The sequence below is a fragment of the Mycobacterium sp. NGS51 genome (assembly GCF_059812525.1).
This window is the reverse complement of sequence record NZ_JCALCV010000001.1, coordinates 88,116-111,633: the sequence shown is the minus strand read 5'-3', so window position 1 is coordinate 111,633 and position 23,518 is coordinate 88,116. Positions and strand designations below refer to the sequence as shown.

The 23,518-nt window shown below is 64.5% G+C and carries 23 protein-coding genes and 2 pseudogenes; 17 read left to right on the top strand and 8 right to left on the bottom strand.

All coding sequences use genetic code 11. The features are described from left to right. Positions 1-78 precede the first annotated feature (78 nt). The 9 genes and pseudogenes from AC5Y5W_RS00580 to AC5Y5W_RS00540 all read left to right on the top strand — a co-directional run bounded on the left by AC5Y5W_RS00580 (position 79) and on the right by AC5Y5W_RS00540 (position 6,923). A complete protein-coding gene (locus AC5Y5W_RS00580; RefSeq protein WP_499988994.1) occupies positions 79-1,344 on the top strand; it encodes an aromatic ring-hydroxylating oxygenase subunit alpha in 1,266 nt (421 codons plus the stop codon). Continuing rightward, the gene (locus AC5Y5W_RS00575) at positions 1,344-1,673 is read left to right on the top strand and encodes a hypothetical protein (protein ID WP_499988996.1); all 330 of its coding nucleotides are present in this window, start codon (positions 1,344-1,346) and stop codon (positions 1,671-1,673) included. The genes AC5Y5W_RS00580 and AC5Y5W_RS00575 overlap by 1 nt, the downstream gene beginning before the upstream one ends. Then, complete coding sequence (locus AC5Y5W_RS00570) at positions 1,649-2,908, top strand: metal-dependent hydrolase family protein (protein WP_500021960.1); 1,260 nt, start codon at positions 1,649-1,651, stop codon at positions 2,906-2,908. The genes AC5Y5W_RS00575 and AC5Y5W_RS00570 overlap by 25 nt, the downstream gene beginning before the upstream one ends. 8 nt (positions 2,909-2,916) lie before the next feature. After that, the gene (locus tag AC5Y5W_RS00565; protein WP_499989001.1) at positions 2,917-3,375 is read left to right on the top strand and encodes a MarR family winged helix-turn-helix transcriptional regulator; all 459 of its coding nucleotides are present in this window, start codon (positions 2,917-2,919) and stop codon (positions 3,373-3,375) included. A 67-nt stretch (positions 3,376-3,442) separates the two neighbouring features. Further along, positions 3,443-3,709, top strand: a pseudogene (locus tag AC5Y5W_RS00560) (2Fe-2S iron-sulfur cluster-binding protein); the annotation flags it as partial. Further along, positions 3,702-4,451 (top strand): SDR family NAD(P)-dependent oxidoreductase, encoded by a 750-nt coding sequence (locus AC5Y5W_RS00555; RefSeq protein ID WP_499989003.1) that lies wholly within the window; start codon positions 3,702-3,704, stop codon positions 4,449-4,451. The pseudogene AC5Y5W_RS00560 and the gene AC5Y5W_RS00555, both read left to right, overlap by 8 nt. A 12-nt stretch (positions 4,452-4,463) precedes the next feature. Further along, positions 4,464-5,735 carry an aromatic ring-hydroxylating oxygenase subunit alpha gene (locus AC5Y5W_RS00550; protein WP_499989005.1) on the top strand — a complete coding sequence of 424 codons (1,272 nt, stop codon included), beginning with the start codon at positions 4,464-4,466 and terminating at the stop codon, positions 5,733-5,735. Then, positions 5,728-6,063: a hypothetical protein gene (locus AC5Y5W_RS00545; protein WP_499889120.1), complete on the top strand. Its 336-nt coding sequence runs from the start codon at positions 5,728-5,730 to the stop codon at positions 6,061-6,063. Before AC5Y5W_RS00550 ends, AC5Y5W_RS00545 begins: the two co-directional genes overlap by 8 nt. Positions 6,064-6,077: 14 nt before the next feature. Continuing rightward, complete coding sequence (locus AC5Y5W_RS00540; RefSeq protein ID WP_499989008.1) at positions 6,078-6,923, top strand: TauD/TfdA dioxygenase family protein; 846 nt, start codon at positions 6,078-6,080, stop codon at positions 6,921-6,923. Positions 6,924-7,027: 104 nt separating this feature from the next. Here AC5Y5W_RS00540 and AC5Y5W_RS00535 read toward each other — a convergent pair whose 3' ends face one another. From AC5Y5W_RS00535 to AC5Y5W_RS00520, 4 genes and pseudogenes are all read right to left on the bottom strand, one after another. Next, a complete protein-coding gene (locus AC5Y5W_RS00535) occupies positions 7,028-8,578 on the bottom strand; it encodes an acetolactate synthase large subunit (protein ID WP_499989010.1) in 1,551 nt (516 codons plus the stop codon). Then, positions 8,575-10,002, bottom strand: a pseudogene (locus AC5Y5W_RS00530) (nitric oxide reductase activation protein NorD); the annotation flags it as partial. The gene AC5Y5W_RS00535 and the pseudogene AC5Y5W_RS00530, both read right to left, overlap by 4 nt. Next, positions 9,947-10,693: an AAA family ATPase gene (locus tag AC5Y5W_RS00525; protein ID WP_499989012.1), complete on the bottom strand. Its 747-nt coding sequence runs from the start codon at positions 10,691-10,693 to the stop codon at positions 9,947-9,949. The pseudogene AC5Y5W_RS00530 and the gene AC5Y5W_RS00525, both read right to left, overlap by 56 nt. Before the next feature lies 1 nt (position 10,694). Next, the gene (locus tag AC5Y5W_RS00520; RefSeq protein ID WP_499989016.1) at positions 10,695-11,867 is read right to left on the bottom strand and encodes a spirocyclase AveC family protein; all 1,173 of its coding nucleotides are present in this window, start codon (positions 11,865-11,867) and stop codon (positions 10,695-10,697) included. Positions 11,868-11,981: 114 nt separating this feature from the next. Here AC5Y5W_RS00520 and AC5Y5W_RS00515 point away from each other — a divergent pair, with 114 nt between their 5' ends. Continuing rightward, a complete protein-coding gene (locus AC5Y5W_RS00515; protein ID WP_499989018.1) occupies positions 11,982-12,584 on the top strand; it encodes a TetR/AcrR family transcriptional regulator in 603 nt (200 codons plus the stop codon). A gap of 20 nt (positions 12,585-12,604) precedes the next feature. On the opposite strand, the gene AC5Y5W_RS00510 is transcribed toward AC5Y5W_RS00515, so the two are convergent. Next, positions 12,605-14,275, bottom strand: a complete 1,671-nt coding sequence (locus AC5Y5W_RS00510) for an acyl-CoA synthetase (RefSeq protein ID WP_499989020.1) — start codon at positions 14,273-14,275, stop codon at positions 12,605-12,607. Positions 14,276-14,343: 68 nt separating this feature from the next. Between AC5Y5W_RS00510 and AC5Y5W_RS00505 the strand changes: the two genes are divergently transcribed. After that, positions 14,344-15,132, top strand: coding sequence for a crotonase/enoyl-CoA hydratase family protein (locus AC5Y5W_RS00505; RefSeq protein WP_499989022.1), 789 nt, complete (start codon positions 14,344-14,346; stop codon positions 15,130-15,132). A gap of 75 nt (positions 15,133-15,207) precedes the next feature. On the opposite strand, the gene AC5Y5W_RS00500 is transcribed toward AC5Y5W_RS00505, so the two are convergent. Beyond that, complete coding sequence (locus AC5Y5W_RS00500) at positions 15,208-16,428, bottom strand: cytochrome P450 (protein ID WP_499989024.1); 1,221 nt, start codon at positions 16,426-16,428, stop codon at positions 15,208-15,210. Positions 16,429-16,444: 16 nt separating this feature from the next. Here AC5Y5W_RS00500 and AC5Y5W_RS00495 point away from each other — a divergent pair, with 16 nt between their 5' ends. After that, the gene (locus AC5Y5W_RS00495; RefSeq protein WP_499989026.1) at positions 16,445-17,167 is read left to right on the top strand and encodes an acetoacetate decarboxylase family protein; all 723 of its coding nucleotides are present in this window, start codon (positions 16,445-16,447) and stop codon (positions 17,165-17,167) included. A gap of 178 nt (positions 17,168-17,345) precedes the next feature. On the opposite strand, the gene AC5Y5W_RS00490 is transcribed toward AC5Y5W_RS00495, so the two are convergent. Beyond that, a complete protein-coding gene (locus tag AC5Y5W_RS00490; protein WP_499989028.1) occupies positions 17,346-18,377 on the bottom strand; it encodes an LLM class F420-dependent oxidoreductase in 1,032 nt (343 codons plus the stop codon). Between the two features lie 46 nt (positions 18,378-18,423). On the opposite strand from AC5Y5W_RS00490, the gene AC5Y5W_RS00485 reads away from it, so the two are divergent. Genes AC5Y5W_RS00485 through AC5Y5W_RS00465 form a run of 5 tightly spaced genes read left to right on the top strand, consistent with a single transcriptional unit; the run spans position 18,424 to position 22,947 of the window. Beyond that, positions 18,424-19,425: a Zn-ribbon domain-containing OB-fold protein gene (locus AC5Y5W_RS00485; protein WP_499989030.1), complete on the top strand. Its 1,002-nt coding sequence runs from the start codon at positions 18,424-18,426 to the stop codon at positions 19,423-19,425. 10 nt (positions 19,426-19,435) lie between these two features. Continuing rightward, positions 19,436-20,497 carry a thiolase family protein gene (locus tag AC5Y5W_RS00480; protein ID WP_499989032.1) on the top strand — a complete coding sequence of 354 codons (1,062 nt, stop codon included), beginning with the start codon at positions 19,436-19,438 and terminating at the stop codon, positions 20,495-20,497. A 1-nt stretch (position 20,498) separates the two neighbouring features. After that, positions 20,499-21,668, top strand: a complete 1,170-nt coding sequence (locus tag AC5Y5W_RS00475; RefSeq protein WP_499989034.1) for a thiolase family protein — start codon at positions 20,499-20,501, stop codon at positions 21,666-21,668. Beyond that, a complete protein-coding gene (locus AC5Y5W_RS00470; protein ID WP_499989037.1) occupies positions 21,665-22,543 on the top strand; it encodes a TIGR03619 family F420-dependent LLM class oxidoreductase in 879 nt (292 codons plus the stop codon). Before AC5Y5W_RS00475 ends, AC5Y5W_RS00470 begins: the two co-directional genes overlap by 4 nt. Further along, positions 22,531-22,947: a nuclear transport factor 2 family protein gene (locus AC5Y5W_RS00465; RefSeq protein ID WP_499989040.1), complete on the top strand. Its 417-nt coding sequence runs from the start codon at positions 22,531-22,533 to the stop codon at positions 22,945-22,947. Before AC5Y5W_RS00470 ends, AC5Y5W_RS00465 begins: the two co-directional genes overlap by 13 nt. Here AC5Y5W_RS00465 and AC5Y5W_RS00460 read toward each other — a convergent pair. After that, positions 22,944-23,468, bottom strand: a complete 525-nt coding sequence (locus AC5Y5W_RS00460) for a gamma carbonic anhydrase family protein (protein ID WP_499989044.1) — start codon at positions 23,466-23,468, stop codon at positions 22,944-22,946. The two genes, AC5Y5W_RS00465 and AC5Y5W_RS00460, sit on opposite strands and share 4 nt — an antisense overlap. Between the last annotated feature and the right edge of the window lie 50 nt (positions 23,469-23,518).

The following is a 23,518-nucleotide window of genomic DNA, read 5'->3' as shown; positions in this document are numbered from 1 at the left end:
ATCAACTACTTGCGATTGCGGTCTCGAGCATATACGGTCAGCGCTGCAGGCGGGTGGTCGTGAGCGACAGGAGTAGGCATGGCTCGTTTCCCCAAGCCGGCGGAAGGCAGCTGGACGCAGCACCACCCAGCGCTCGGAATCGGTCCGGTGTCATACGAGGACTCCATCTCAGCGGAGTTCTATGAGCTCGAGCGGGCCGCAATCTTCAAGCGGGCCTGGTTGAATGTCGGCCGCGCCGAGCAACTTCCGCGCAAAGGCCGCTACTTCACCAAGGAGCTGCAGGTTGCCAACACGTCGATCATCGTGGTGCGCACCATGACCGGCGACATCAAAGCGTTCCACAACATTTGCCGCCACCGTGGCAACAAACTGGTGTGGAACGACATGCCGCAGGAGGAAACCAGCGGCTTTTGCCGCCAATTTCGGTGCAAGTACCACGCCTGGTGTTACGACCTGGACGGCAACCTCACCCATGTCCCGCAGGAAAACGAGTTCTTCGCCTTCGACAAGAACCGCTACGGGCTGGTGCCGGTGCACTGCGACGTCTGGGAAGGCTTCATCTTCGTCAGCTTCGCCGCCGAACCCGAGCAGTCGCTACGGGAGTTTCTGGGGCCGATGATCACCGACCTGGAGGGCTACCCGTTCGGTCAACTGACGTCGCGGTGGTGCTACCGCTCGGAAGTGAAGGCGAACTGGAAGCTTTACCTGGACGCGTTTCAGGAGTTTTATCACGCGCCGGTGTTGCACGCGAACCAGTCGCCGACCAAATACTCCAAGGCGGCGGCAGAAGCCGGCTTCGAGGCGCCGCACTACCGCATCGACGGCCCGCACCGACTGGTGTCGACGTCGGGTGTGCGAGCCTGGGAGATGGATGCCGAGATGCGCAAGCCCATCGAAGACATCTGCCGCAGCGGGCTTTTCGGTCCGTGGGACGGCCCCGATCTCGGCACGCTGCCTGCTGGCGTCAACCCGGCTCACTGCAACCCATGGGGACTGGACTCGTTTCAGATCTTCCCCAACTTCGTGATCCTGATCTGGGGACAGGGCTGGTATTTGACCTATCACTACTGGCCGTCTTCGTATAACAGTCACGTATTCGAGGGCACCCTGTACTTCCCGCCGCCGCGCACTCCGCGCGAACGCGTCGCCCAGGAGCTGGCGGCAGTGACCTTCAAGGAATTCGGTCTGCAGGACGCCAACACACTGGAGGCCACTCAGTCGATGATCGAATCGCGTGCGGTTGACCGATTCCTCCTCAACGACCAGGAGGTGCTGCTACGGCACCTGCACCACGAGACCGCGGCGTGGGTCGAGAACTATCGGCGCAACTCGGTGGGGGTCTGATGTCGGCTAACCTGCCACCCGAATTCGCAGACCTGGAACAGTTTTCCGATTGGTGTCTCGCAAGCGAACCGCAGCGCTACCACAAGCGGCTCACCAGCACGATGGTCGAGATGCAGTCCCTCTACGATGCCATCACACCGCGCGCCGAGGATGCGCTGGCCTACTGCGACAAGTTCAGTCTTGACGACATGCCCGACGACGTCATGAACCTGATGTATCTGCTGTACTCGATGATCATGGTGTCTTTCCCGGTCGAATGCTGGAAGCAGCCGCGCATTCCCGATTCGGGCGCATCGACGTTGGATTGCGTCAGCGAACCCGTGCCGTGATCGTGCTGCGGGCCGCCCGCTGGGCGGATGTCGACTCCGGACAGGTGCACTCACCGGCGGTGGTCGTGATTGACGATGGCCGGATCGCCGCAGTCAATCCGTCTGAGCCGCCGCCAGCTTCGGCGGCCGAGATCGACCTCGGCGATGTGACGCTGCTACCCGGGCTGATGGACATGGAACTCAACCTGCTCATCGGCGGCCCCGGCGGGCCGGAGGGGTTGCCGTCGCCGATGCACGGTGTGCAGGACGACCCGGCCTACCGCACCCTGCGCGGCGCGGTGAACGCCCGCACCACCCTGGACGCGGGTTTTACCACCGTGCGCAATCTGGGCCTGATGGTCAAGAGCGGCGGTTACCTGCTCGACGTGGCGCTGGAACGCGCGATCGATCAGGGCTGGCATGCCGGTCCACGGATCGTGCCGGCCGGGCATGCCGTCACACCCTATGGCGGACACCTGGATCCGACGGTCTTCCAACGCCTGGCTCCCGGCATCATGCCGCTGTCGGTGGCCGAAGGGATCGCCAACGGCGTACCCGACGTGCGCGCCTGTGTGCGCTACCAGATCCGCCACGGCGCCAAGGTGATCAAGGTGTCCGCCTCCGGCGGTGTCATGTCGCACAGCACCTCGCCGGGCTCGCAGCAGTACTCCGACGAGGAGTTCGCCGCGATCGCAGACGAGGCACACCGCGCCGGGATCCGGGTGGCCGCGCACGCGATCGGCGATAGCGCGATCCGGGCCTGTATCAACGCCGGAATCGACTGCATCGAACACGGTTTCCTGGCCACCGACGACACCATCCAGATGATGGTCGACCACGGCACCTTCCTGGTTTCGACGACGTATCTCACCGAAGCGCTAGCCGTTGACCGCGTGGCACCCGAGCTTCGCAAGAAGGCGGCCGAGGTATTCCCGCACGCTAAAGCCATGCTGCCCAAAGCGATTGCGGCCGGAGTACGGATCGCATGCGGCACCGATGCGCCCGCAATCCCGCATGGCCAGAACGCCAAGGAACTCTGCGCACTGGTCGATCGCGGCATGACACCGATGCAGGCGATCCGCGCGGCAACCGTGACCAGCGCCGAGCTCATCGAAGCGGACCACGAACTCGGCCGGCTGGCAGCTGGCTATCTCGCCGACATCATCGCCGTACCAGGCGACCCGTCCCGCGACATCGCCACCACGCTGGACGTGTCGTTCGTCATGAAAGACGGTCGCGTTTACAAGCGCGCCTAGGACACACCATGGAACTCACGGACAACATCTTGTGGCTGCTGAAGCAGGCCTTCCACTTTTCGCTCAAAACCGTCAATGATGCGATCAGCAGCCACGGAGTGACCACCGCACAGATCGGATTGATGCGTCAGTTGGCCAACGAACCCGGCCTGTCCGGGGCCGAGTTGGCCCGGCGGCTGCTGATCAGTCCGCAGGGCGTGCAGTTGGCGATCAGCGCGCTGGAGAGCCGCGGCCTGGTGGAGCGCAAACAGGATCCGCAGCACGGCCGGATCCTGCAGTCCTATCTCACCGACCAGGGCCGCGCGGTCGTCTCGGCTGTACTCGCCGACGCGCTGACCGCCCACGAAAGGGTCTTCGGCGTACTGGACGCCGACGAGCGACAGTTGCTGCATGATCTGCTCGCCCGGGTGGTCGAACAAGGCACCGGCAATCCGCTCTTCACAGATCACCATGAATCAAGTACTTGATACTAATCACAAGTACTTGATACTCTGCTGGGCGATGGAGCAGACGACGAACGACGCTGTCACGGAGGAAGTGACGATTCAGCTGGACCGGCGCACTACCGTCGTGCCGTACCGGGACGGCAACACCGTTCTGCAGACCGCCCGGATGGCCGGCTTGGCCGCGCCGTCGTCATGCGAAACCGGCTCGTGTGCAACCTGTATGGCACGCCTGGTACACGGCAGCGTGCGCATGATCAACAACGACGCGCTGACCGAAGAAGAAGTTGACGACGGCTGGATCCTCACCTGCCAGTCGTTGCCGACCAGTCGTTTGGTGAGGGTGGTCTATGACTAGTCAGCGAGTTGCGGCGGTGACCGGCGGCGCGTCGGGCATGGGTGAAGCCACCTGTCACGAGCTTGGCCGCCGCGGGCACAAGGTCGCCGTTCTCGATCTCAACGGCCAAGCGGCCCAGCGGGTTTGCGACGAGCTGCGAAGCGATGGCGTCACCGCACTGGCGGCGGAGGTGGATGTCACCGATCGCCAAGCGGTCGAGGAGGCGTTCGCCAAGGTACGCAGTGAGCTCGGCCCGGTAGGCATTTTGGTGACCAGCGCGGGCATGGTGGGTTTCGAGCCGTTCAGCGAGATCACGCCAGAGTCATGGCAGCGGATCATCGATGTCAACCTCACCGGTACGTTTCACTGCTGTCAGGTGGCGCTACCCGACATGGTGGCCGCGGACTGGGGCCGCATCGTGATGATCTCGTCGTCCAGCGCCCAGCGCGGATCACCGGGCATGGCGCACTATGCCGCTTCGAAAGGCGCGCTGATCACCCTGACCAAATCGCTGGCGCGTGAGTATGCCGGTGCGGGAATCACGGTCAACAACATTCCGCCGTCGGGTATCGAGACTCCGATGCAGCACCAATCACAAGCCGACGGAAACCTGCCGTCGAACGAGACGATGGCCGCTCAGATTCCGGTGGGACACCTCGGCACCGGTGACGACATCGCGGCGGCGGTCGGGTTCTTGTGCTCCCAAGCGGCGGGGTTTATCACCGGACAGGTGCTCGGCGTCAACGGCGGAGCAGTGATGTGACAGGAGGTTCACGTGGCGCGATGGCCTAAACCGGCGGAGGGCAGCTGGACCGGCCACTACCCAGATCTGGGCACCGGGCCGGTTTCCTTCCGAGATTCCACGTCACCGAAGTTCTATGCGGCCGAACGGGAGGCGATCTTCAAGCGCGCCTGGCTCAACGTCGGCCGCATCGAGGACGTCCCGCGCGTCGGCAGCTACTTCACCAAGGACATCGCGGCAGCAGGCACGTCGATCATCGTGGTCAAAGGCAAAGACAAGGTGGTGCGCGCCTTCCACAATATTTGCCGACACCGCGGAAACAAGTTGGTGTGGAACGACTTTCCCAATGCGGAAACCAAGGGCGTGTGCCGACAATTCACCTGCAAATATCACGGCTGGCGCTACGACCTCGACGGTGCGTTGACATTCGTACAGCAGCCAGGAGAGTTCTTCGACCTGGACACCGACTCATACGGGCTGCGTTCGGTGCACTGTGACATCTGGAACGGCTTCATCTTCGTCAACTTCGATGCCGAGCCGCGGCAAAGTCTGCGGGAGTTTCTCGGGCCGATGATAACCGGACTCGACGATTATCCGTTCCACAAGCTCACTGAACGCTACGACTGGGTGGCCGACAACAACAGCAACTGGAAGATCTTTGCCGACGCGTTCCAGGAGTATTACCACGTTCCCGCGCTGCACCCACAACAGGTTCCACCCGCGGTGCGCGACCCCAATGCCGGATTCGAATGCGCCCATTTCCAGATCGACGGACCACACCGCTTGGTGTCTACCGCCGGTACCCGCCGCTGGCTGATGGCACCGGAGTACATGTACCCGATCGAACGAGCCACGCGCAGCGGTCTTGTCGGGCCCTGGCGAACCCCGGATTTGGGTGACCTGCCCGCCGGGCTCAACCCCGGTGGCATCGATCCATGGGGCATCAGCAACTTCCAGATTTTCCCCAACCTGGAGATCCTGATCTACGGCGGCTGGTACCTGCTCTACCGGTATTGGCCGACCTCGCACAACACCCATCGGTTCGAGGCCTACACCGCGTTTCACCCTGCTCGCAGCGTGCGTGAGCGCATCGAACACGAGGTCGCCGCGGTGGTGCTCAAAGAGTTCGCGCTGCAAGACGCCGGCATGCTGGGCGGCACCCAGGCCGCACTGGAAACCGGCATCGTCGACGACTTCCCACTCAACGATCAGGAAATCCTGGTCCGCCACCTGCACAAGGCGGTCGGCGACTGGGTCGCCGAATACCAACGCGAGCACGAACCGGCAGGGGCGGCCCATGTCTGACCCGCTTCTGCCCAGTGCCTTCGCCGAACTCGAGCCTTACGCCGAAACCTGGTGTCTACCGACGGAATCTGAGCGGTGGGATAGACGAATGGCCAGCAGCATGGCCGACATGCGGCAGTTTTACGACGCCTTTTTCCCGCGGCTGGAAGAGGCAATCGAATACTGCGACAAGTTCTCGCTCGACGACCTTCCCGACGACGCGCTGCATCTGCTGCACCTCATCTATTCGCTGATCCTGGTCGCGATGTCAGTGGAGGTCATGCATCAAATCAAACCCACCGACGCCGCCGACGCCGTCATGACGCGAATCAGCGAACCGGTGCCATGAGGAAAGGACAGGCGATGAGTCTGCTTGCCATCAACAAGCTCACGACCACGGTGGGCGCCGAGGTCGACGGTATTGATCCCGATCGACTGGCCACCGACGACACTCTCGGGGAGGCGGTCCTCGACGCGTTGGAAGAAAACGGCGTGCTGGTCTTTCCCGGTCTGCACCTGAATCCTGAAGCACAGGTGGCGTTTTGCCGTCGGCTCGGCGAGGTCGACTACTCCTCAGACGGACACCATCGGGTGCCGGGAATCTATCCGATCACCCTGGATGTGTCGAAGAACTCCTCGGCGGCCTATCTGCGAGCCACTTTCGACTGGCATATTGACGGCTGCACCCCGATCGACGACGAATGCCCGCAGAAAGCTACCGTGCTGTCGGCCGTCCACGTCGCCGAACGCGGCGGCGAAACCGAGTTCGCCAGCTCATATGCCGCCTACAACGCGTTGAGCGACGACGAGAAGCAGCACTACGGGTCGTTGAAAGTTGTTCACTCCCTGGAGGCCTCGCAGCGGCGCGTCACGCCTGATCCCACACCCGAGCAGCTGGCGCGGTGGCGGGCGCGCCGCACCCACGACCATCCGCTGGTGTGGACACATAGCAGCGGCCGCAAGTCGCTGGTGCTCGGCGCGTCCGCCGACTACGTCGTGGGTATGGATCTCGACGCGGGCCGCGAGCTGCTGGCCGAACTGCTCGACCGCGCCACGGTGCCCGCCAAGGTCTACAGCCACTGGTGGTCGGTTGGCGACACGGTGATCTGGGACAACCGCGGGGTACTGCACCGGGCTGCACCCTACGATCCGGACTCACCGCGAGAGATGTTGCGCACCACCGTCCTTGGTGACGAGCCGATCCAGTAGCCCGGCGACGCTGGCGCCGAGACTGCAATGAACGCGCCCAAACTGCGCTGAGAGTGCGTTTTTGCTCGATCGATCGCGCTGGACGCAGTTTCGATGGGAAGTCATTAGCCGAGCATTGAGGGAATGACGGCCTCGACGAGGTGCGGCCCTGGTTCGATGAACGCCGCGCGCAGCGCGTCGGCGAACTCCTCGGCGGTGGCGACCCGCCGCGCCGGCACCCCCATTCCCTCGGCGAGCTTGACGAAATCCATTCTTGGGCCAGTTAAGTCAAGCAGTTGCTGCGCTTTGGGTCCGGGCGCACCCTCGGCTCCGACGCGTTGCAGTTCGAGCCGCAGAATGTCGTAGGCGCCGTTGCTGTAGATGACGGTGGTGACGTCGAGATTCTCCCGCGCCTGGGTCCACAGGCCCGAATTGGTGTACATCGCCGAGCCGTCGGATTCCAGGCACAGCACCGGACGATCCGGCGCAGCGACTGCGGCACCCACCGCCGCGGGAATGCCGTATCCGATCGCCCCGCCGGTCAGGGTCAGCCAGTCATGGGCCGGTGCCCCGGCCGTCGCGGCAGCCAACGGCAGCCCGGAGGTGTTCGACTCGTCGACCACAATTGCGCGTTCCGGCATGAGCGCACCGATCACGTCGGCGGCCGAAACGGCGGTCAACGCGCCCGTGGGCAGCTGCGGGCGCGATGGCGCCGCAGTCTCGGCGACGGTGCCTGGCGCCACCTCGTCTGCCAATGCCGCCAGCGCGTCGGCAGCCCCGGTGTGATGCGCGAGCACGTGTACTTCGCAGCCATCCGGCACCAAGTCGCTGGGCTTGCCCGGATAGGCGAAGAACGACACCGGTGAGGCCGCACCGGCCAGGATCAGATGTTTGGCGCCGTCGAGTTGCGCGGCAACGGCTTCCGCGAAGTAGGCGATGCGCTCGACGGCGGGAGTACCGGCGCCGCGCTCCAGCCGGGTCGGGAACGTCTCGCAATACCAGCGGGCACCGCAGGCCGCCGCAGCCCGGGCCGCCGCCTGCAGGCCGGGAGCTCGGGTGGCGTCGCCGCCGACCAGAATCACCGCGGGCTCGCCGGAGCGCAGCACCTTGGCTACCAGCTTGACCGCGTCCGTGTCGACGGTTGACGTCGTTGGCTGGGGAGGCGCCGGACGACTGGTTTGCGCGACCTCGCTCCACGAAAGGTCCGCCGGCAGAATCAGGGTGGCGACCTGTCCCCCACTTTGGCTAGCGGCGATAGCCTCGGCGGCGGCGGCCGCGACATCGCCGTCGGTTCGGCGCAGCCACCCGGACACGCTACCGGCCACCGCGTCAATGTCGGATTCCAGTGGTGCGTCGTACTTTTTGTGATAGGTGGCGTGGTCGCCGACAACCACCACCATCGGCACCCTCGCCCGACGCGCGTTGTGCAGGTTGGCCAGGCCGTTGCCAAGCCCCGGCCCGAGGTGCAGCAGCACCGCCGCGGGACGTCCGGTGATGCGCGCATAGCCGTCGGCCGCTCCGGTGGCCACGCCTTCGAACAGGGCCAGCACGCCACGCATTCGCGGCACCGCGTCCAGTGCGGCCACGAAATGCATCTCGGAGGTACCGGGGTTGGCAAAGCACACGTCGACCCCGCCGTCGACCAGAGTGTTGATCAGCGCATGGGCACCGTTCATGTGTGCAGTCTTGCAGATCTGGTTCGGGGCGCCGCGAGCTCCTGGAGGGCGGACAGAAACAGCTCGTCCATCTGTGGGCTCAGGTCAGTCAGGGTTGCAGCGTTGGCGTAGCTGACGGCGCCGAAGACGCGCTCGAGCGCATCGGTGGCGGAGCCGCTCCCGATGGAAAGGCACAGGCAGGCAACGCCTTCCGTTCGGAGTTCTTCTAGCGCCTTGGAAGCGTCGGCTTCTGCATAACGGCCTTCATAGCCGTCGTCGTAGGGAAACCCATCCGAAAGCAGGAGCAATAGCCGATTCGGTGTACCGGCCTGGGTTTTGAGGATTTCGCCCGCGCCACGGATCGCGCCGCCCAGGCGGGTGTAGCCCGATGGCTGCAGCTGGTTGAGTCGCGCCTGCGCGACGACGCCGAATCGTTGTCCGAAGGTCTTGATGGCCGGCAGTTGGACGGCGTGCCGGCCCTGTGACCGGAATGCGTAGACAGCGACGCGATCACCCAGTTCCTCCAGCGTGACCGCCAGGGAAGCGGCCGCCCGCCGCTGATGGTCGTGTACCGCGAGTCCGTCCGGATCAGTATCGGTGGCGGACCCCGAGGCGTCCAGCAAGATGAGAACACCGAGGTCGCGCGCGAGTTTGCGGCGTTCTGCGTATACGCGCTCCGGTGTGGAGTAACCACTGCGCAAGTCGACGAACAGGTCGATGAGTGCCTCGATGTCGAGGTCGTCGCCGTCGGGACGGCCACGCAGAACCTTGGGACCGAGGCCGACGCGAGACAAGCGCCGCCGGAGCACCTCGTCGTGCGCAACGCCGGCCGCCGAGACATCCCCGCCGGCGGTCAGTGGAAAATCGATGACCCGGCACCAGTCAGGCCGATACCGGTTGTTGAAGACATCCCACTCTGGATGCAGGGCGCCGCCGACGCCCAGCGCCGCGCCGGGCTTGCCGTCGTTAGTGAACCGGATCTGCGTCGGAAGTGGCCGGACATTCGGGCCGAGCGCGTGCGCCCGACGCAGGGAGTTCACCTGTAACTCGCCACCGGCGGCAGCATCGCCCTGCGATCGCGAATTGCCGAACAGCTTGCGGAGAACGTCCGACACCAGCCGCGAGTTGAACAACGGATTTTCGAACAGTCGGAGAATTTTGCTCTCCCCGGCTCGTTCATCGTCGGCGTCGTCGCCTGCCTCGGGCGAGTCGACGAAGTCGAATTGCAGCCGCAGATCCTTCTCGGTAGCCGGTGTGCCCGGTCCGGAAGCTGATGCCAGCAGCCGCGACGGCTTGATGACACCGAACCACTCCGGAGCGGCGCCGACTTGCGCTCGGCTCCTTGCGATTTCGAGTGACTCGTCAGCGGTCACGGTGCGCGGATTCCCGTCAGGGCGCAACGCGGCTGCGACTGGAACCTGGTCGGCGAGTTCGGCAAGAACACGGTGCGAGGATCAACATCCGGGTGGATGCCACTTCGCGCAGCGGCGAGCCATCCAGGTTCCGGATGGTGTTTCCGAGGCCGACCAGGGCATGCGCCGTCTCGGTGTCGATTCCAGCCTCGTGGGCCACGATTTGCGTTTCGATTTCGGCGGGCGGGAAGCCGAGTTCGATGGCGACGAAACGTTGACGAGTCGACTCCTTGATGTTCTTCAGGACGCTCTGGTAGCCCGGGTTGTAGGAGATAACGAGCTGAAACCCCGGCGCCGCAGGCAAAGTCGTGCCGAGCCGATCGACCGGCAGCTCACGGCGATGGTCAGTGAGTGGATGGATCACCACGGTGGTGTCCTGGCGTGCCTCCACCACCTCGTCGATGTAACAGATCGCGCCCGTACGGACCGCCCGCGTCAGCGGCCCGTCCACCCAGACCGTTTCGCCGCCTTTGAGCAGGAAACGACCCACCAGATCCGCCGAGGTCATGTCTTCGTGGCCGGCAACGGTGATCAGTTCGCGGCCGAGCTCGTGGGCCATCGCCTCGACGAAACGGGTCTTTCCACATCCCGTCGGCCCCTTCAACAGCACCGGCAAACCGCGCCGGGCTGCCGCGCGGAACACCGCCACTTCATCATTCACCGCCCGGTAAAACGGGCCCTGCGAACGGCTTTCAGCAACAGCTTGGTGGCTGTTGGTCGACATCTCAGTCCCCGCGCTCGAAGGGCATGACGTGCGGAACCGCCACACCGTCGGGCATCACCAGCCGACCGTCGACATCGATGTAACCGGAGTGCTTGGTCGGCAACGGCAGCGCCGGATTCGGGCATGGCTTGTCAGTCCCCTCACCGCAGATGCCACCGTTGAAGTACGAGCGCTTCTGGTGGTCGTCGGGCCAGGGATCGGCGTGCATGCCGATCCATTGCGCGGGGACCATGTAGATGAAGAAGAAGCACCCGCTGACCCCGGCGAAGATCGCCAGGAACCGGGTGAACTGCTGTCTTGCGAACCCGCCTCGAACCTGGTCCAGGCCGCGTTCGACGAGTGTGCGGCCGCGGTCGTCGGTGAAGTAGCGCAGACAGCACAGCGCTGCCTGCACGCCTCCCCACATCAGTCCTTCGTAGACGGGCCATTGGTAATAGGTGTCGGCATTGATCGATACGGACCGGATGGCGCCAGGATAGGTGTAGAAACCGATCGGCAGGAGGATCAGGCCTTCCATGACGAAGTCGAAGACGAATGCGATCGCATAGGTTGCCGCTATCAGTCGGAGGTTGCTGATGTTGGGCCAGCGCGCCTTGATCTTTCGCATGAGCCAGCACCCGACAATGGTGATCAGCAGAACGCCGTAGGCGTATCCGGGAACGTTCGTCAACAGCGGTTCGGCGACCTGATGACCCGGTTCCTCGGGCGACAGCCAACCCGGAATGTGCGACGTCCACGAGCCCCGGTTGAACAGCCAGGTGTTGTAGGTGCACCAGGTGTTGAGGTAGTTGAGCAACGGGTCCTGGAAGAACATCAGGCCCATCGAGATCAAGAGCATGCCGTCCAACGTGATCCGCCGCTCGCGGCGCCACGGCCTGATGAAGAACCACCATATGGCGAACGGCAGGGCGGCCCAAAGAATGATGGCGTTCGCCAGCAGCGGCACTTTCATGTACATCGGCGGATCACTCGGGCCGGTGGGCACTCGCACGAAATAGGGGCCGGTGATCCACCGGACCCACACGTACAACTGCAGCGCCAGTAGCGCACCGCCGATGGCGGCCCAAATCTTGACCGGCTTGACCGCCGCCTGAACATCGGCGCCGAGCGAAGCCACTCCGCCAAGCGGCTCGGTGACCACCGCTGCAGGCCGGTTATCCGGTCGATCGCTCATGCCACCTTCTCCTACTCAGAGGTGCCGCCGTGGACGGCCGAGTCGTCCGGTAATATACCAATCAGTATCTCAGCATCCAATAAGTTTCTCAGAAACTATGACACAATCTTCCCCATGGTGGAGCGTTGGACGCGGGAGCGACGCCTCGAGCACACTCGTTCGCTCCTGCTGGATGCCGCCGAGGACGTGTTCGCCGAAAAGGGTTTCACCACAGCGACTGTCGATGACATCGCCTACGCTGCCGGGTACACGAAGGGCGCGATCTACAAGCACTTCGCCACCAAGGAGGACCTCTTTTTGGCGGTGAGCGACCGATACTGGCGACGCTACTTCGACAATTTCGCGGAGGTGATGTCCACGGCGCGGCAGATCGGGGCGCGCGAACTCGACGAGATCGCCGAGCGGTGGCGCCAACTGAGCCGCGACCGCGGCGCCGAACACGCCGCGCTGGGCCACGAGTTCACCCTGTATCTGCTCCGCAATCCGGATGCGCGGGAACGGGTGGCTGCCAAGAGATCAGAGGTCGTCGCGGCGTTGGCGAAGTTCATCGTCGAGGGCATCGACCGGCTCGGCGGGACGTTGCGCATCCCCGCGTTGACGTTCGCCCAAGCACTCGTCGCCACTAGCGATTCTGTCGTACTGGGTAGTCAACTCGATGAGGTCGACCTCTACCGGCCGATTGTCGAAATGTACGTGTCGGTGATCAAACTGCCCTGACTCAGGCACTTCAGGGTGATTTAGTGGCGACCCGCTGCGCCCGGCTCCGCCGCGCTAGCGGTCGCCACGTGGTTTGCGTGCCTGTCGTCGGCCGGCCTTGCCTCGGTCTGCTCCTTGGCCCAACGGTAGTCGGGCTTGCCGGCCGGTGAGCGCTTGACTTCATCGACAAACCAAAGTGCGCGGGGGACTTTGTATCCCGCGATCTCGGCGCGAACAAACTGATCGAGCTCGGTCAACGCCGGACGGGTTCCCGGCCGCGGCTGCACGACGGCGGCCACGCACTGGCCGTAGCGCTCGTCGGGCACTCCGACCACCAGCGCGTCGAACACGTCAGCATGGCCCTTGAGAGCGGCCTCGACTTCCTCGGGGTAGATCTTCTCCCCGCCGCTGTTGATCGACACCGAACCGCGGCCCAGCATGGTGACCGTTCCGTCGGCCTCTACCTGTGCGTAGTCCCCGGGGATCGCGTACCGCACACCGTTGATGGTTTTGAACGTCTCGGCGGTCTTCTTCTCGTCCTTGTAGTAGCCGACCGGGATATTGCCCTTCTTGGCGATGATGCCGCGCACACCAGAGCCCGGCTTCACTTCGTTGCCGTCGTCGTCGAGCACGACCGTGCGATGGTCGATGGTTACCCGCGGGCCGCCGGTGTGCGCTTCCCCTGCCGCGACGATGCTGGTGCCGCCGAAACCGGTCTCCGACGAGCCAATTGAGTCGGTGATGACCCGGTTGGGCAGCAGCTCGAGAAGCTTCTCCTTGATGCTCGGTGAGAACAGCGCCGCGGTGCTGGCCAACAAGAACAGCGATGACAGGTCGTAGTCGTTGTCTTTCATGAGTGCGTCGAGTAGCGGGCGGGCCATCGCGTCGCCAGTGAAAAACAGCAGATTGACCTTGTGGTCGTGGATTGTCCGCCACACTTCGTCGGCGTCGAATTCCGGTGCCAGAACGGTGGTTTGACCCGAGAACAGCGACATCCACGTGGCCGACTGCGTGGCACCGTGGATCATCGGCGGGATCGGGTAGCGGATCATCGGCGGATTCGCCGCGGCCTGCTTGGCCAGGTCGTACTCATCCTTGACGAATTCGCCTGTCGCGAAGTCGGTTCCGCCGAAGAGCACGCGGTAGATGTCCTCGTGCCGCCACATCACGCCCTTCGGGAACCCCGTGGTGCCGCCGGTGTAGAGCAGGTAGATGTCATCAGCGCTACGTTCACCGAAGTCACGCTCTGGTGAGCCTTCTTCGAGCGCGGAATAGAACTCGACTCCGCCGTAGCGCTGGTAGTCGTTGCCGCTGCCGTCCTCGACGACCAGGACGGTCTTCACATTCAGGGTTTCCGGCAACACGTTGGCGACGCGGTCGGCGTACTGACGCTCATGCACCACCGCCACCATGTCGGAGTTTTCGAACAGATACCGCAGTTCACCCTCGACATAGCGGAAGTTGACGTTGACCAGGATGGCGCCGGCCTTCACGATGCCCAGCATCGCGATCACGATCTCGTTGCGGTTGCGACAGTACAGCCCAACCTTGTCGTCCTTTTTGACGCCCTGGTCGATCAGGTAGTGCGCCAGGCGGTTGGCCTTCTCCTCCAACTGCGCATACGTCAGCTGGTCGTCGCCGCAGATCAGCGCGACACGGTCAGGCACGGCGTCAATGGCATGCTCGGCAAGGTCGGCGATATTCAGAGCCACGGACCCAAACTAGAACGTGTTACATTTCTTGACAAGTTTGTGACAGCCGCGCAGAAAGGCAGACACCGGTGAGCGAGGCTCATGCACTGATTGACCAGCGCGGACATACCCTGATCGTCACGCTGAATCGCCCCGAGGCCCGCAACGCGCTGAGCGGCGAAATGATGCAGGTCATGGTCGAGGCCTGGGACCGCGTCGACAACGACCCCGACATCCGCTGCTGCATCCTGACCGGGGCGGGCGGCTACTTCTGCGCCGGCATGGACCTCAAGGCGGCCACCGCCAAGCCGCCGGGTGAGTCGTTCAAAGACGGCAGCTACGACCCGTCGCGCATCGACGCTCTGCTCAAGGGCCGCCGGCTCACCAAACCGTTGATCGCCGCGGTCGAAGGCCCGGCTATCGCCGGGGGCACCGAGATCCTGCAGGGCACCGACATCCGGGTCGCCGGCGAAAGCGCCAAGTTCGGGATCTCCGAGGCCCGCTGGAGCCTGTATCCGATGGGCGGCTCAGCGGTGCGGCTGGTTCGGCAGATCCCCTACACGGTGGCGTGTGACCTGTTGTTGACCGGGCGACACATCACCGCCGCCGAGGCCAAGGAGATGGGGCTGATCGGGCACGTCGTTCCGGACGGGCAGGCGCTGACCAAAGCGTTGGAGATTGCTGACGCGATCTCCAACAACGGGCCGCTGGCGGTGCAGGCGATCCTGCAGTCCATCCGGGAGACCGAGGGCCTGGCCGAAAACGACGCGTTCAAGATCGACACCCAGATCGGTATCAAGGTGTTCTTGTCCGACGACGCCAAAGAAGGGCCGCTGGCCTTCAAAGAGAAGCGCGCCCCCGTTTTCCGCAGCCGCTAACGCGCCCGCTATTGCGCCGAACGTAACGCCAGCGCGAATTCTCGCCCGGATTTTCGCACTGGCGTTACGCTCGCGCTACGCGTTCACCGGCGCGCTGGGCGTGAACACGACCGGCATCGACTCGAGGCCGCTGACGAAGTTGGCCGGCCGCAGCGGCAAAGCTCCGTCGTGATAAGAGGCCAGTCGCAGATCGGGGAGACGCTGCAGAACGCGCGACGTCATCAGCGAAAGCTCCAGGCGGGCCAGCTGATTGCCCAGACAGAAGTGCGTGCCGAAGCCAAAGGCCAGATGGCTGTTGGGGTCTCGCCGGATGTCGAACTGCTCTGGGTTTCCGAACACGGACTCGTCGAAGTTCGCCGACTCGAACAGCAGCATGATCTTCTCGCCGTCGCGAAGCGAGGTGCCGTGAAAGTCGGTGTCGGCGGTCAACGTCCGGCACATGTTCTTCACCGGCGACGTCCAGCGCAGCATCTCCTCGATGGCGCCTCCTAGCAACAGCGACGACGGGTCAGCCGCTAGTTGCTCCCACTGGTCGCGGTGTCGAAGAAGTTGTTCGGTGCCGCCGGACAGCGTGTGCCGGGTGGTCTCGTCGCCGCCGATGAGGATCAGCAAGGTCTCGAAGACGATCTCGTCATCCGACATCCGCTGTCCCTCAACCTCGGCGTTGACCAGGATGGAGAACAGGTCATCGGTCGGTTCGGCCCGACGCATGGTGATGATGCCCATCGTGAATTCGGTATAGGCCGCAAACGCGTCCATGACCGCCTGGAACTCTGCCGACGTCGGGTCGATGTGCGAGCTCAGCCCGGTGACCAGGTCATCAGACCACTTGAGCAGCATCCCGCGCTCTTCGGGCAGCACGCCCAGCATGTCGCCGATCACGGCCATCGGCAGCGGCGCGGCGATGTCACGGACAAAGTCACACTCGCCGCGCTCACAGACCGCGTCGATCAGCGTGTCGCAGAGCCGCGCGATCGATGGCTCCTTCTCGCGGACTCGCTTGCGGGTGAAACCGGCGTTGACGAGCTTGCGCCGCAACAGGTGCGCGGGGTCGTCCATGTCGATCATGTACGGCATGCCGGGCTGGTCGGGACGAATCCCTCCGGTGCTGGAGAACAGCTCTGGGTTGCGCTCGGCATCGATGATGGCCTGATAGGTCGTGGCCGCGGCCAGCCCGTTGCGATCCCGAAACACCGGCTGGTTGGCGCGCATCCAGCGATACGCCTCCCGGGCTTGCCGGCCGTCGGCGTAGAAGGTGCCGTCTGTCAAATCGACATCGGGAATCGTGACTGTCATGGACTAACCTCCAGATATGCCTGAATCACAACACACCATTGCCGGAACGGTACTGACTATGCCGGTGCGGGTTCGAAAGGCAGACGTGCACACGGCGATGTTCTCGGTGGACGCCGAGGCGGCCCAGCGGCTCATCGACTACAGCGACCTGCAGGTCTGCCAACACCGCCCCGGCCGCGCCGTGGTCAACTTGATGCTGGCGCGCTACATCGACGGCGACCTCGGGCAGTACCACGAATTCGGCACCTGCGTGATGGTCAATCCGCCCGGCTCGCAGGCCCACGGCTGGCGCGCGCTGCAGGACGCGGCAGCGTTCATCCACCACCTGCCGGTCGACCAGAGCTTCACGTTGGAGGCTGGGCGCACCATCTGGGGATTTCCGAAGATCATGGCGGACTTCAGCGTTCGTGAAGGCGGCAACTTCGGGTTCGACGTCAGCGCCGAAGGCTCGCACATCGCGGGCATCGATTTCGGCCGCGGTCTGCCCGTCCCGTCGCTGTTCACGTCGAAACCGCAGGTGCTCAAGACCTACACCTACGCCGAGGGCACTACCCGCGAGGTGCCGTGGGAGATGAAGGTCAGCGGGTTGCGCGGCCGGATCGGCGGGGCGACGCTGCGATTGGGCGATCACCCCTACGCCGCGGAGTTGGCGTCGCTGGGCCTGCCGAAGCGAGCAATGGTGTCGGGATCGGTCGCCAATGTGGAAATGTCGTTCGGCGACGCCCACCCGCTGGGCTGACCGACGTCGATTGCCCGGCTCCTCCTCATCGCGCTGCGCACTCTGCATCATCGCCGGGCGGCTCATCCGGCCAATCTAGAACGTGTTCTAGTCGAGCCGCAAGGACTCTGACGAGCAGACGCAGAATCGCACGATTCGCTGCTCGAACGTGCGATTCTGCGTCTGCTCGCGGGGGGAACTAGACCAATGCGGCCAGCTCGCGGACCTGCTCTACGCTGCGCGCTGAGACCACCATCATCGTCACGCCTGCGGCCTCCCAGACCGTGATCTGCTTACGCACGTAGTCGATGTCGCCAACGATCACCGCGTCATCGACGAGTTCATCGGGAATGACTTTGGCGGCCTCGTCCTTGCGGTTACCGCGAAACAGTGCGGTGACCTCGTCGACGACCTCGGCGTAGCCCATCCGGCGGTAGACGTCAGCGTGGAAGTTGGTGTCCTCGGCACCCATGCCGCCCATGTAGAGCGCCAGGAACGGCTTGATGCCGGCGAACGCCGCCGGCCGATCGTCGGTGATGACCACCTGGGCGGTCGCGCAGACCTCGAAATCCTCGCGACTGCGACGGGCCCCCGGGCGGGCGAAACCCTCGTCGAGCCATTCGTTGTACATGTCGGCCAGTCGCGGGGTGTAGAAGATCGGCAGCCAGCCGTCGCAGATCTCTGCGGCCAGTGCCACGTTCTTCGGGCCTTCCGCGCCCAACATGATCGGAATGTCGGACCGCAGCGGATGGGTGATGGGTTTGAGCGCCTTGCCCAGACCCGTTGTGCCGTCACCTGTTAGCGGCAGCGGATAGTGCGGGCCGTCGCTGGTGACTGGCTTCTCCCGGGCCCATACCTGCCGGATGATGTCGATGTATTCGCGGGTGCGGGCCAGCGGCTTGGGGAATTTCTGCCCGTACCAGCCTTCGACCACCTGCGGACCGGACACGCCCAGGCCCAGCAGGTGGCGCCCGCCGGAAAGGTGATCCAGGGTCAGCGCCGCCATCGCGCACGCGGTCGGGGTGCGCGCAGACAGTTGCACCACCGAGGTGCCCAGCCGCAGCCGGCTCGTCGACGCTCCCCACCAGGCCAGTGGCGTGTAGGCATCCGAGCCCCAGGCCTCCGCGGTGAACACCGCGTCGAAGCCGGCGTCTTCGGCCGCCGCCACCAGCTCACCCGCGTTCTCCGGCGGCTGTGCGCCCCAGTAACCCAGTTGCAGTCCCAGCTTCATTCCCGGCTCCTTGCTCAGATTCTTAGAACCTGTTCTACTCGTTGCTGTGACCACCAGCCAAAGCAGCCCGGTGCAGATCGATACCGATCAGCGGCCTCTCGCGGCACCTCTGAAGCTGTCCTTCGACTACACCCGTTCAGTCGGACCTACCCTCAGCCAGTTCTTCACCGCCCTGCGTGAGCGACGCATCGTCGGTGTCCGGGGCTCGGATGGCCGGGTTTACGTCCCGCCCGCCGAGTTCGACCCCGTGACCTATGAACGATTGACCGAGATCGTACCGGTGGCCAGTGTCGGGACCGTGCTGTCGTGGACCTGGCAGCCCGAGCCTCTACAGGGGCAGCCGCTGGACCGGCCGTTCGCCTGGGCACTGATCAAGCTCGACGGTGCCGACGTCGGCCTGCTACACGCCGTTGATGTTGGATCGTCCGACGCGAGCATTACCGGGGCGCGCGTGCATGCGCGCTGGGTCGACCAGCCAGTGGGAGCGATCACCGATATCGCCTACTTCGCGCTCGGCGAGCAGGCCGAACCCAGTAACCAAACTGCCGATACGACTGACGACCGTGACCCGGTGACCGTCCAGGAGACGCCCAGCAGCATCGAAATCCAGCACACCGCTTCACTTCCCGAGACCGCGTTTCTGCGCGCCCTTGAAGAGGGCAAGCTGCTCGGCGCCCGCACCGGCAAGGACGGGAAGGTGTATTTCCCGCCGAAGGAAGCAGATCCAGCAACCGGCCGCGAACTCGACAACTTCGTCGAACTGCCCGACAAGGGCATAGTGACGACGTTCGCGATCATCAACATCCCGTTCGCCGGCCAGCGCATCAAACCGCCGTACGTCGCCGCCTACGTCCTCCTCGACGGCGCCGACATCGCCTTCCTACACCTGATTCAGGAGATCGACGCCGCCGAGGTGCGGATGGGCATGCGGGTGCAAGCGGTGTGGAAGCCTCAGGAGGAATGGGGCCTGGGCATCGACAACATCGAATACTTCAAGCCGACCGGCGAACCCGACGCCGACTACGACACCTACAAACACCACCTGTAAGAGGGATAACGTGACCGATCGCGATGTAGCTGTCGTCGGATTCGCCCATGCGCCGCATGTGCGCCGCACCGACGGCACCACCAACGGCGTCGAAATGTTGATGCCGTGCTTCCATTCACTTTATGACGAACTCGGGCTTGAGCAGACCGACATCGGCTTCTGGTGCTCCGGCTCGTCGGATTACCTTGCGGGCCGAGCATTTTCGTTTATCTCCGCAATCGACTCGATCGGGGCGGTACCCCCGATCAACGAGTCGCACGTGGAAATGGACGCCGCATGGGCGCTGTACGAGGCCTACATCAAGCTGCTGACCGGTGAGGTCGACACCGCGCTGGTCTACGGCTTCGGCAAGTCCTCCGCCGGCACGCTGCGCCGGGTGCTTGCGATGCAGACCGATCCGTACACCGTCGCGCCGCTGTGGCCGGACGCAGTGTCGATGGCCGGGCTGCAGGCCCGTTTCGGCTTGGACGCCGGCAAGTGGACGGCCGAGCAGATGGCGCAAGTGGCGCTGGACTCGTTCGCGGCTGCGGAGCGCACCGATTCGGAAAGGCCGGCGAAGAGCATCGACGAACTGCTGGCCCGGCCGTTCTTCGCCGATCCCCTTCGGCGCCACGACATTGCGCCGATCACCGACGGCGCGTCGGCGATCGTGCTGGCTGCCGGCGACAAAGCCCGCGAGCTGCGGGAGAACCCAGCCTGGATCACCGGGTTCGAGCACCGCATCGAGACCCCGATCCTCGGCGCCCGCGACCTGACCACCTCGCCGTCAACGGAGGCGTCAGCCAAGGCCGCCACGGGCGGAGATACCAGCTCGATCGAGGTGGCCGAGATCTACGCGCCGTTCACCCATCAGCAACTGATCCTGACCGAGGCGATCGGCCTGCAGTCGTCAACGAAGGTCAACCCGTCGGGCGGCACACTGGCCGCCAACCCGATGTTCTCCGCAGGATTGGAGCGCATCGGCTTTGCAGCACAACACATTTTCGACCGTTCGGCAGGCCGGGTGCTGGCACACGCCACCAGCGGCCCAGTGTTGCAACAGAATCTCGTCGCCGTGCTGGAAGGGAAATAAGATGGCAGGCCAGCTTGCGGCGGTGCTCGGCACCGGCCAGACGAAGTACGTCGCCAAGCGCCAGGACGTCTCGATGAACGGGCTGGTTCGCGAGGCCATCGACAAGGCATTGTCCGACTCCGGGTCGACCATGGCAGACATCGACGCCGTGGTGGTCGGCAAGGCGCCCGACTTCTTTGAGGGCGTGATGATGCCGGAGCTGTTCATGGCCGACGCCGTCGGCGCGACGGGCAAGCCGCTGATCCGGGTGCACACCGCGGGTTCGGTCGGCGGGTCAACCGGTGTGGTGGCGGCCAGCCTGGTGCAGTCGGGCAAGTACCGGCGGGTGCTGGCGATGGCCTGGGAAAAGCAGTCCGAGTCAAATGCCATGTGGGCGTTGAGTATTCCAGTGCCGTTCACCAAGCCAGTCGGCGCCGGCGCGGGCGGCTATTTCGCGCCGCACGTGCGCTCCTACATCCGCCGATCCGGCGCACCGACGCACATCGGTGCCATGGTGGCGGTCAAAGACCGGCTCAACGGCGCCAAAAACCCGTTGGCGCATCTGCATCAACCAGATATCACACTGGACAAGGTGATGTCGTCGCAGATGCTGTGGGACCCCATCCGTTTCGACGAGACGTGCCCGTCGTCCGACGGCGCCTGCGCGGTGGTGATCGGCAACGAAGACGCCGCCGACACGCGGGTCGCCGACGGCCATCCGGTGGCATGGATCCACGCCACCGCATTGCGCACCGAACCGCTGGCGTACTCCGGCCGCGACCAGGTCAACCCGCAGGCCGGGCGCGACGCCGCCAAGGCGCTGTGGAAGGCGGCCGGCATCACCAGCCCGATCGACGAAATCGACGCCGCCGAGATCTACGTGCCGTTCTCGTGGTTCGAGCCGATGTGGCTGGAGAACCTCGGGTTTGCCCCCGAGGGCGAGGGGTGGAAGCTCACCGAAGCCGGCGAAACCGCGATCGGCGGGCGCATCCCGCTCAACGCCTCCGGCGGCGTGCTGTCGTCTAACCCGATCGGCGCCTCGGGTTTGATCCGGTTCGCCGAAGCCGCCATTCAGGTGATGGGCAAAGCAGGCGATCACCAAGTACCCAACGCCCGGAAGGCACTCGGACACGCCTACGGCGGTGGCTCGCAGTATTACTCGATGTGGGTGGTGGGGGCAGACAAGCCATGAAGTACACCTGCAGCGTCGCGATGGGCCCGATCGACCAGCTGACCGAGCTGGCCAGAACCGCCGAGGAGGTGGGGTTCGACGCGATCGCGCTGCCAGACTCGCTGTTCTACATGGAAAAAGCCGCGGCCGACTATCCCTACACCCCGGACGGGTCGCGGATGTGGGACGAGAACACGCCGTGGGTGGACCCGCTGATCGCCGCCGGTGCGATGGGCGCAGTGACCTCGACACTGCGGTTCTACACCAACGTGATGAAACTCGGCTCCCGCAATCCGCTGCTGCTGGCTCGCCAGGTCGGCTCGGTGGCCAACCTGACCGGCAACCGGTTCGGCTTCGGTGTCGGGATCGGCTGGGCGCCGGAGGAATTCGAGTGGTGCGGGGTGCCCTACAAGCGCCGCGGCGCACGCGTCGATGAAATGATCGAAGTCATCAAACTGGTACTGGGCGGTGGGATGGTCGAATTCCACGGCGATTTCTACGACTTCGACCGACTGCAGATGAGCCCGGCCCCCAGCCAGCCGGTGCCGTTCTACGTCGGTGGCCACACCGACGTCGCACTCAAGCGCGCGGCGCGCGTCAGCGACGGCTGGACCAGCGCCATGATGACCGCGGACCAACTCGCCGAAACCATCGGCAAGCTCAATGCTTTGCGCACCGAATACGGCCGTGCCGACCAGCCTTTCGAGTTCCAGGCGGTATGCATCGACAAGTTCGGGGTCGACGGCCACCGCGAGCTTGCCGAGATCGGCGTCACCGACAACATCGTGGTTCCCTGGGTGTTCGACGGACTGGGCTTCGACGCGCCGCTGGAGGCGAAGAAGGATTCGCTGAAGCGTTTCGCCGACACCTATATCCACTCGGGATGGCAACAGTGACAGACTCGCCCGCACACCTGGCCGGCAAGCGTTCCCGCGACGCGGTGATCGCCCGCGACAAGGCAGCCTGGTTGGAGGTTTTCGCCGACGACGCGATCGTCGAAGACCCCATCGGTCCATCGCATTTCGATCCGGAGGGTAAGGGCCATCGCGGCCGCGACGCCATCTCGGCGTTCTGGGACAAGGCGATCGCCCCGACCGACAAGATCGAGTTCAACTTCGTCGACACCTTCCAGTGCGGCAACGAGGAAGCCAACGTCGGCAACATCGTGATCACCATGGGCGGGTACCGGATCACCACCGACGGCGTCTTCACCTACAAGGCCGACGACGACGGCAGACTGGTGGCACTGCGCGCGTACTGGGAGGTCGACCGCGCCACGGCGTCGGCGCGCAAAATCTAGAGCGGTTCCAGCCCGGTGAGGTAACGGCGGCCCAGGTCCTGATAGGCCTGCGGGTTGGCCTTCACCCACATCTCGGCCCCAGTGCCCGCGATCGGCCCCTTCACCGTGGCCGGTGCCCCCACCACCAGCACCTCGTCGGGGATCTTCGTGCCACCGAGCACCAGCGCACCGGCTGCGACCATGCTGCGTGCGCCGATCACCGCCCCGTCCAGGACGGTGGCGTGGTTGGCGATCAGCGCCTCAGCCCCGACGTGCACGCCGTGGATGGTGCACATATGCGCCACCGTGGCCCCCGGGCCGATGTCGACCGGGATCCCGGGCGGTGAATGCAGCACCGATCCGTCCTGAACATTGGCGCCCTCGCGCACGACGACCGGCCCGTAGTCGGCGCGCAGTACGGCGTTGAACCACACTGACGCGCCGGCTTGGATCGTCACGTCACCGATCAAGGTCGCGGTGGGCGCAACGAAGGCGGTGGGATCGATCTTCGGCGCGCGGCCTTCGAAGGAAAACAACGGCATCGTTCAGATATACCTCACAGCGGGTAGGCCCTAGTGAGAGCGGCCATGAT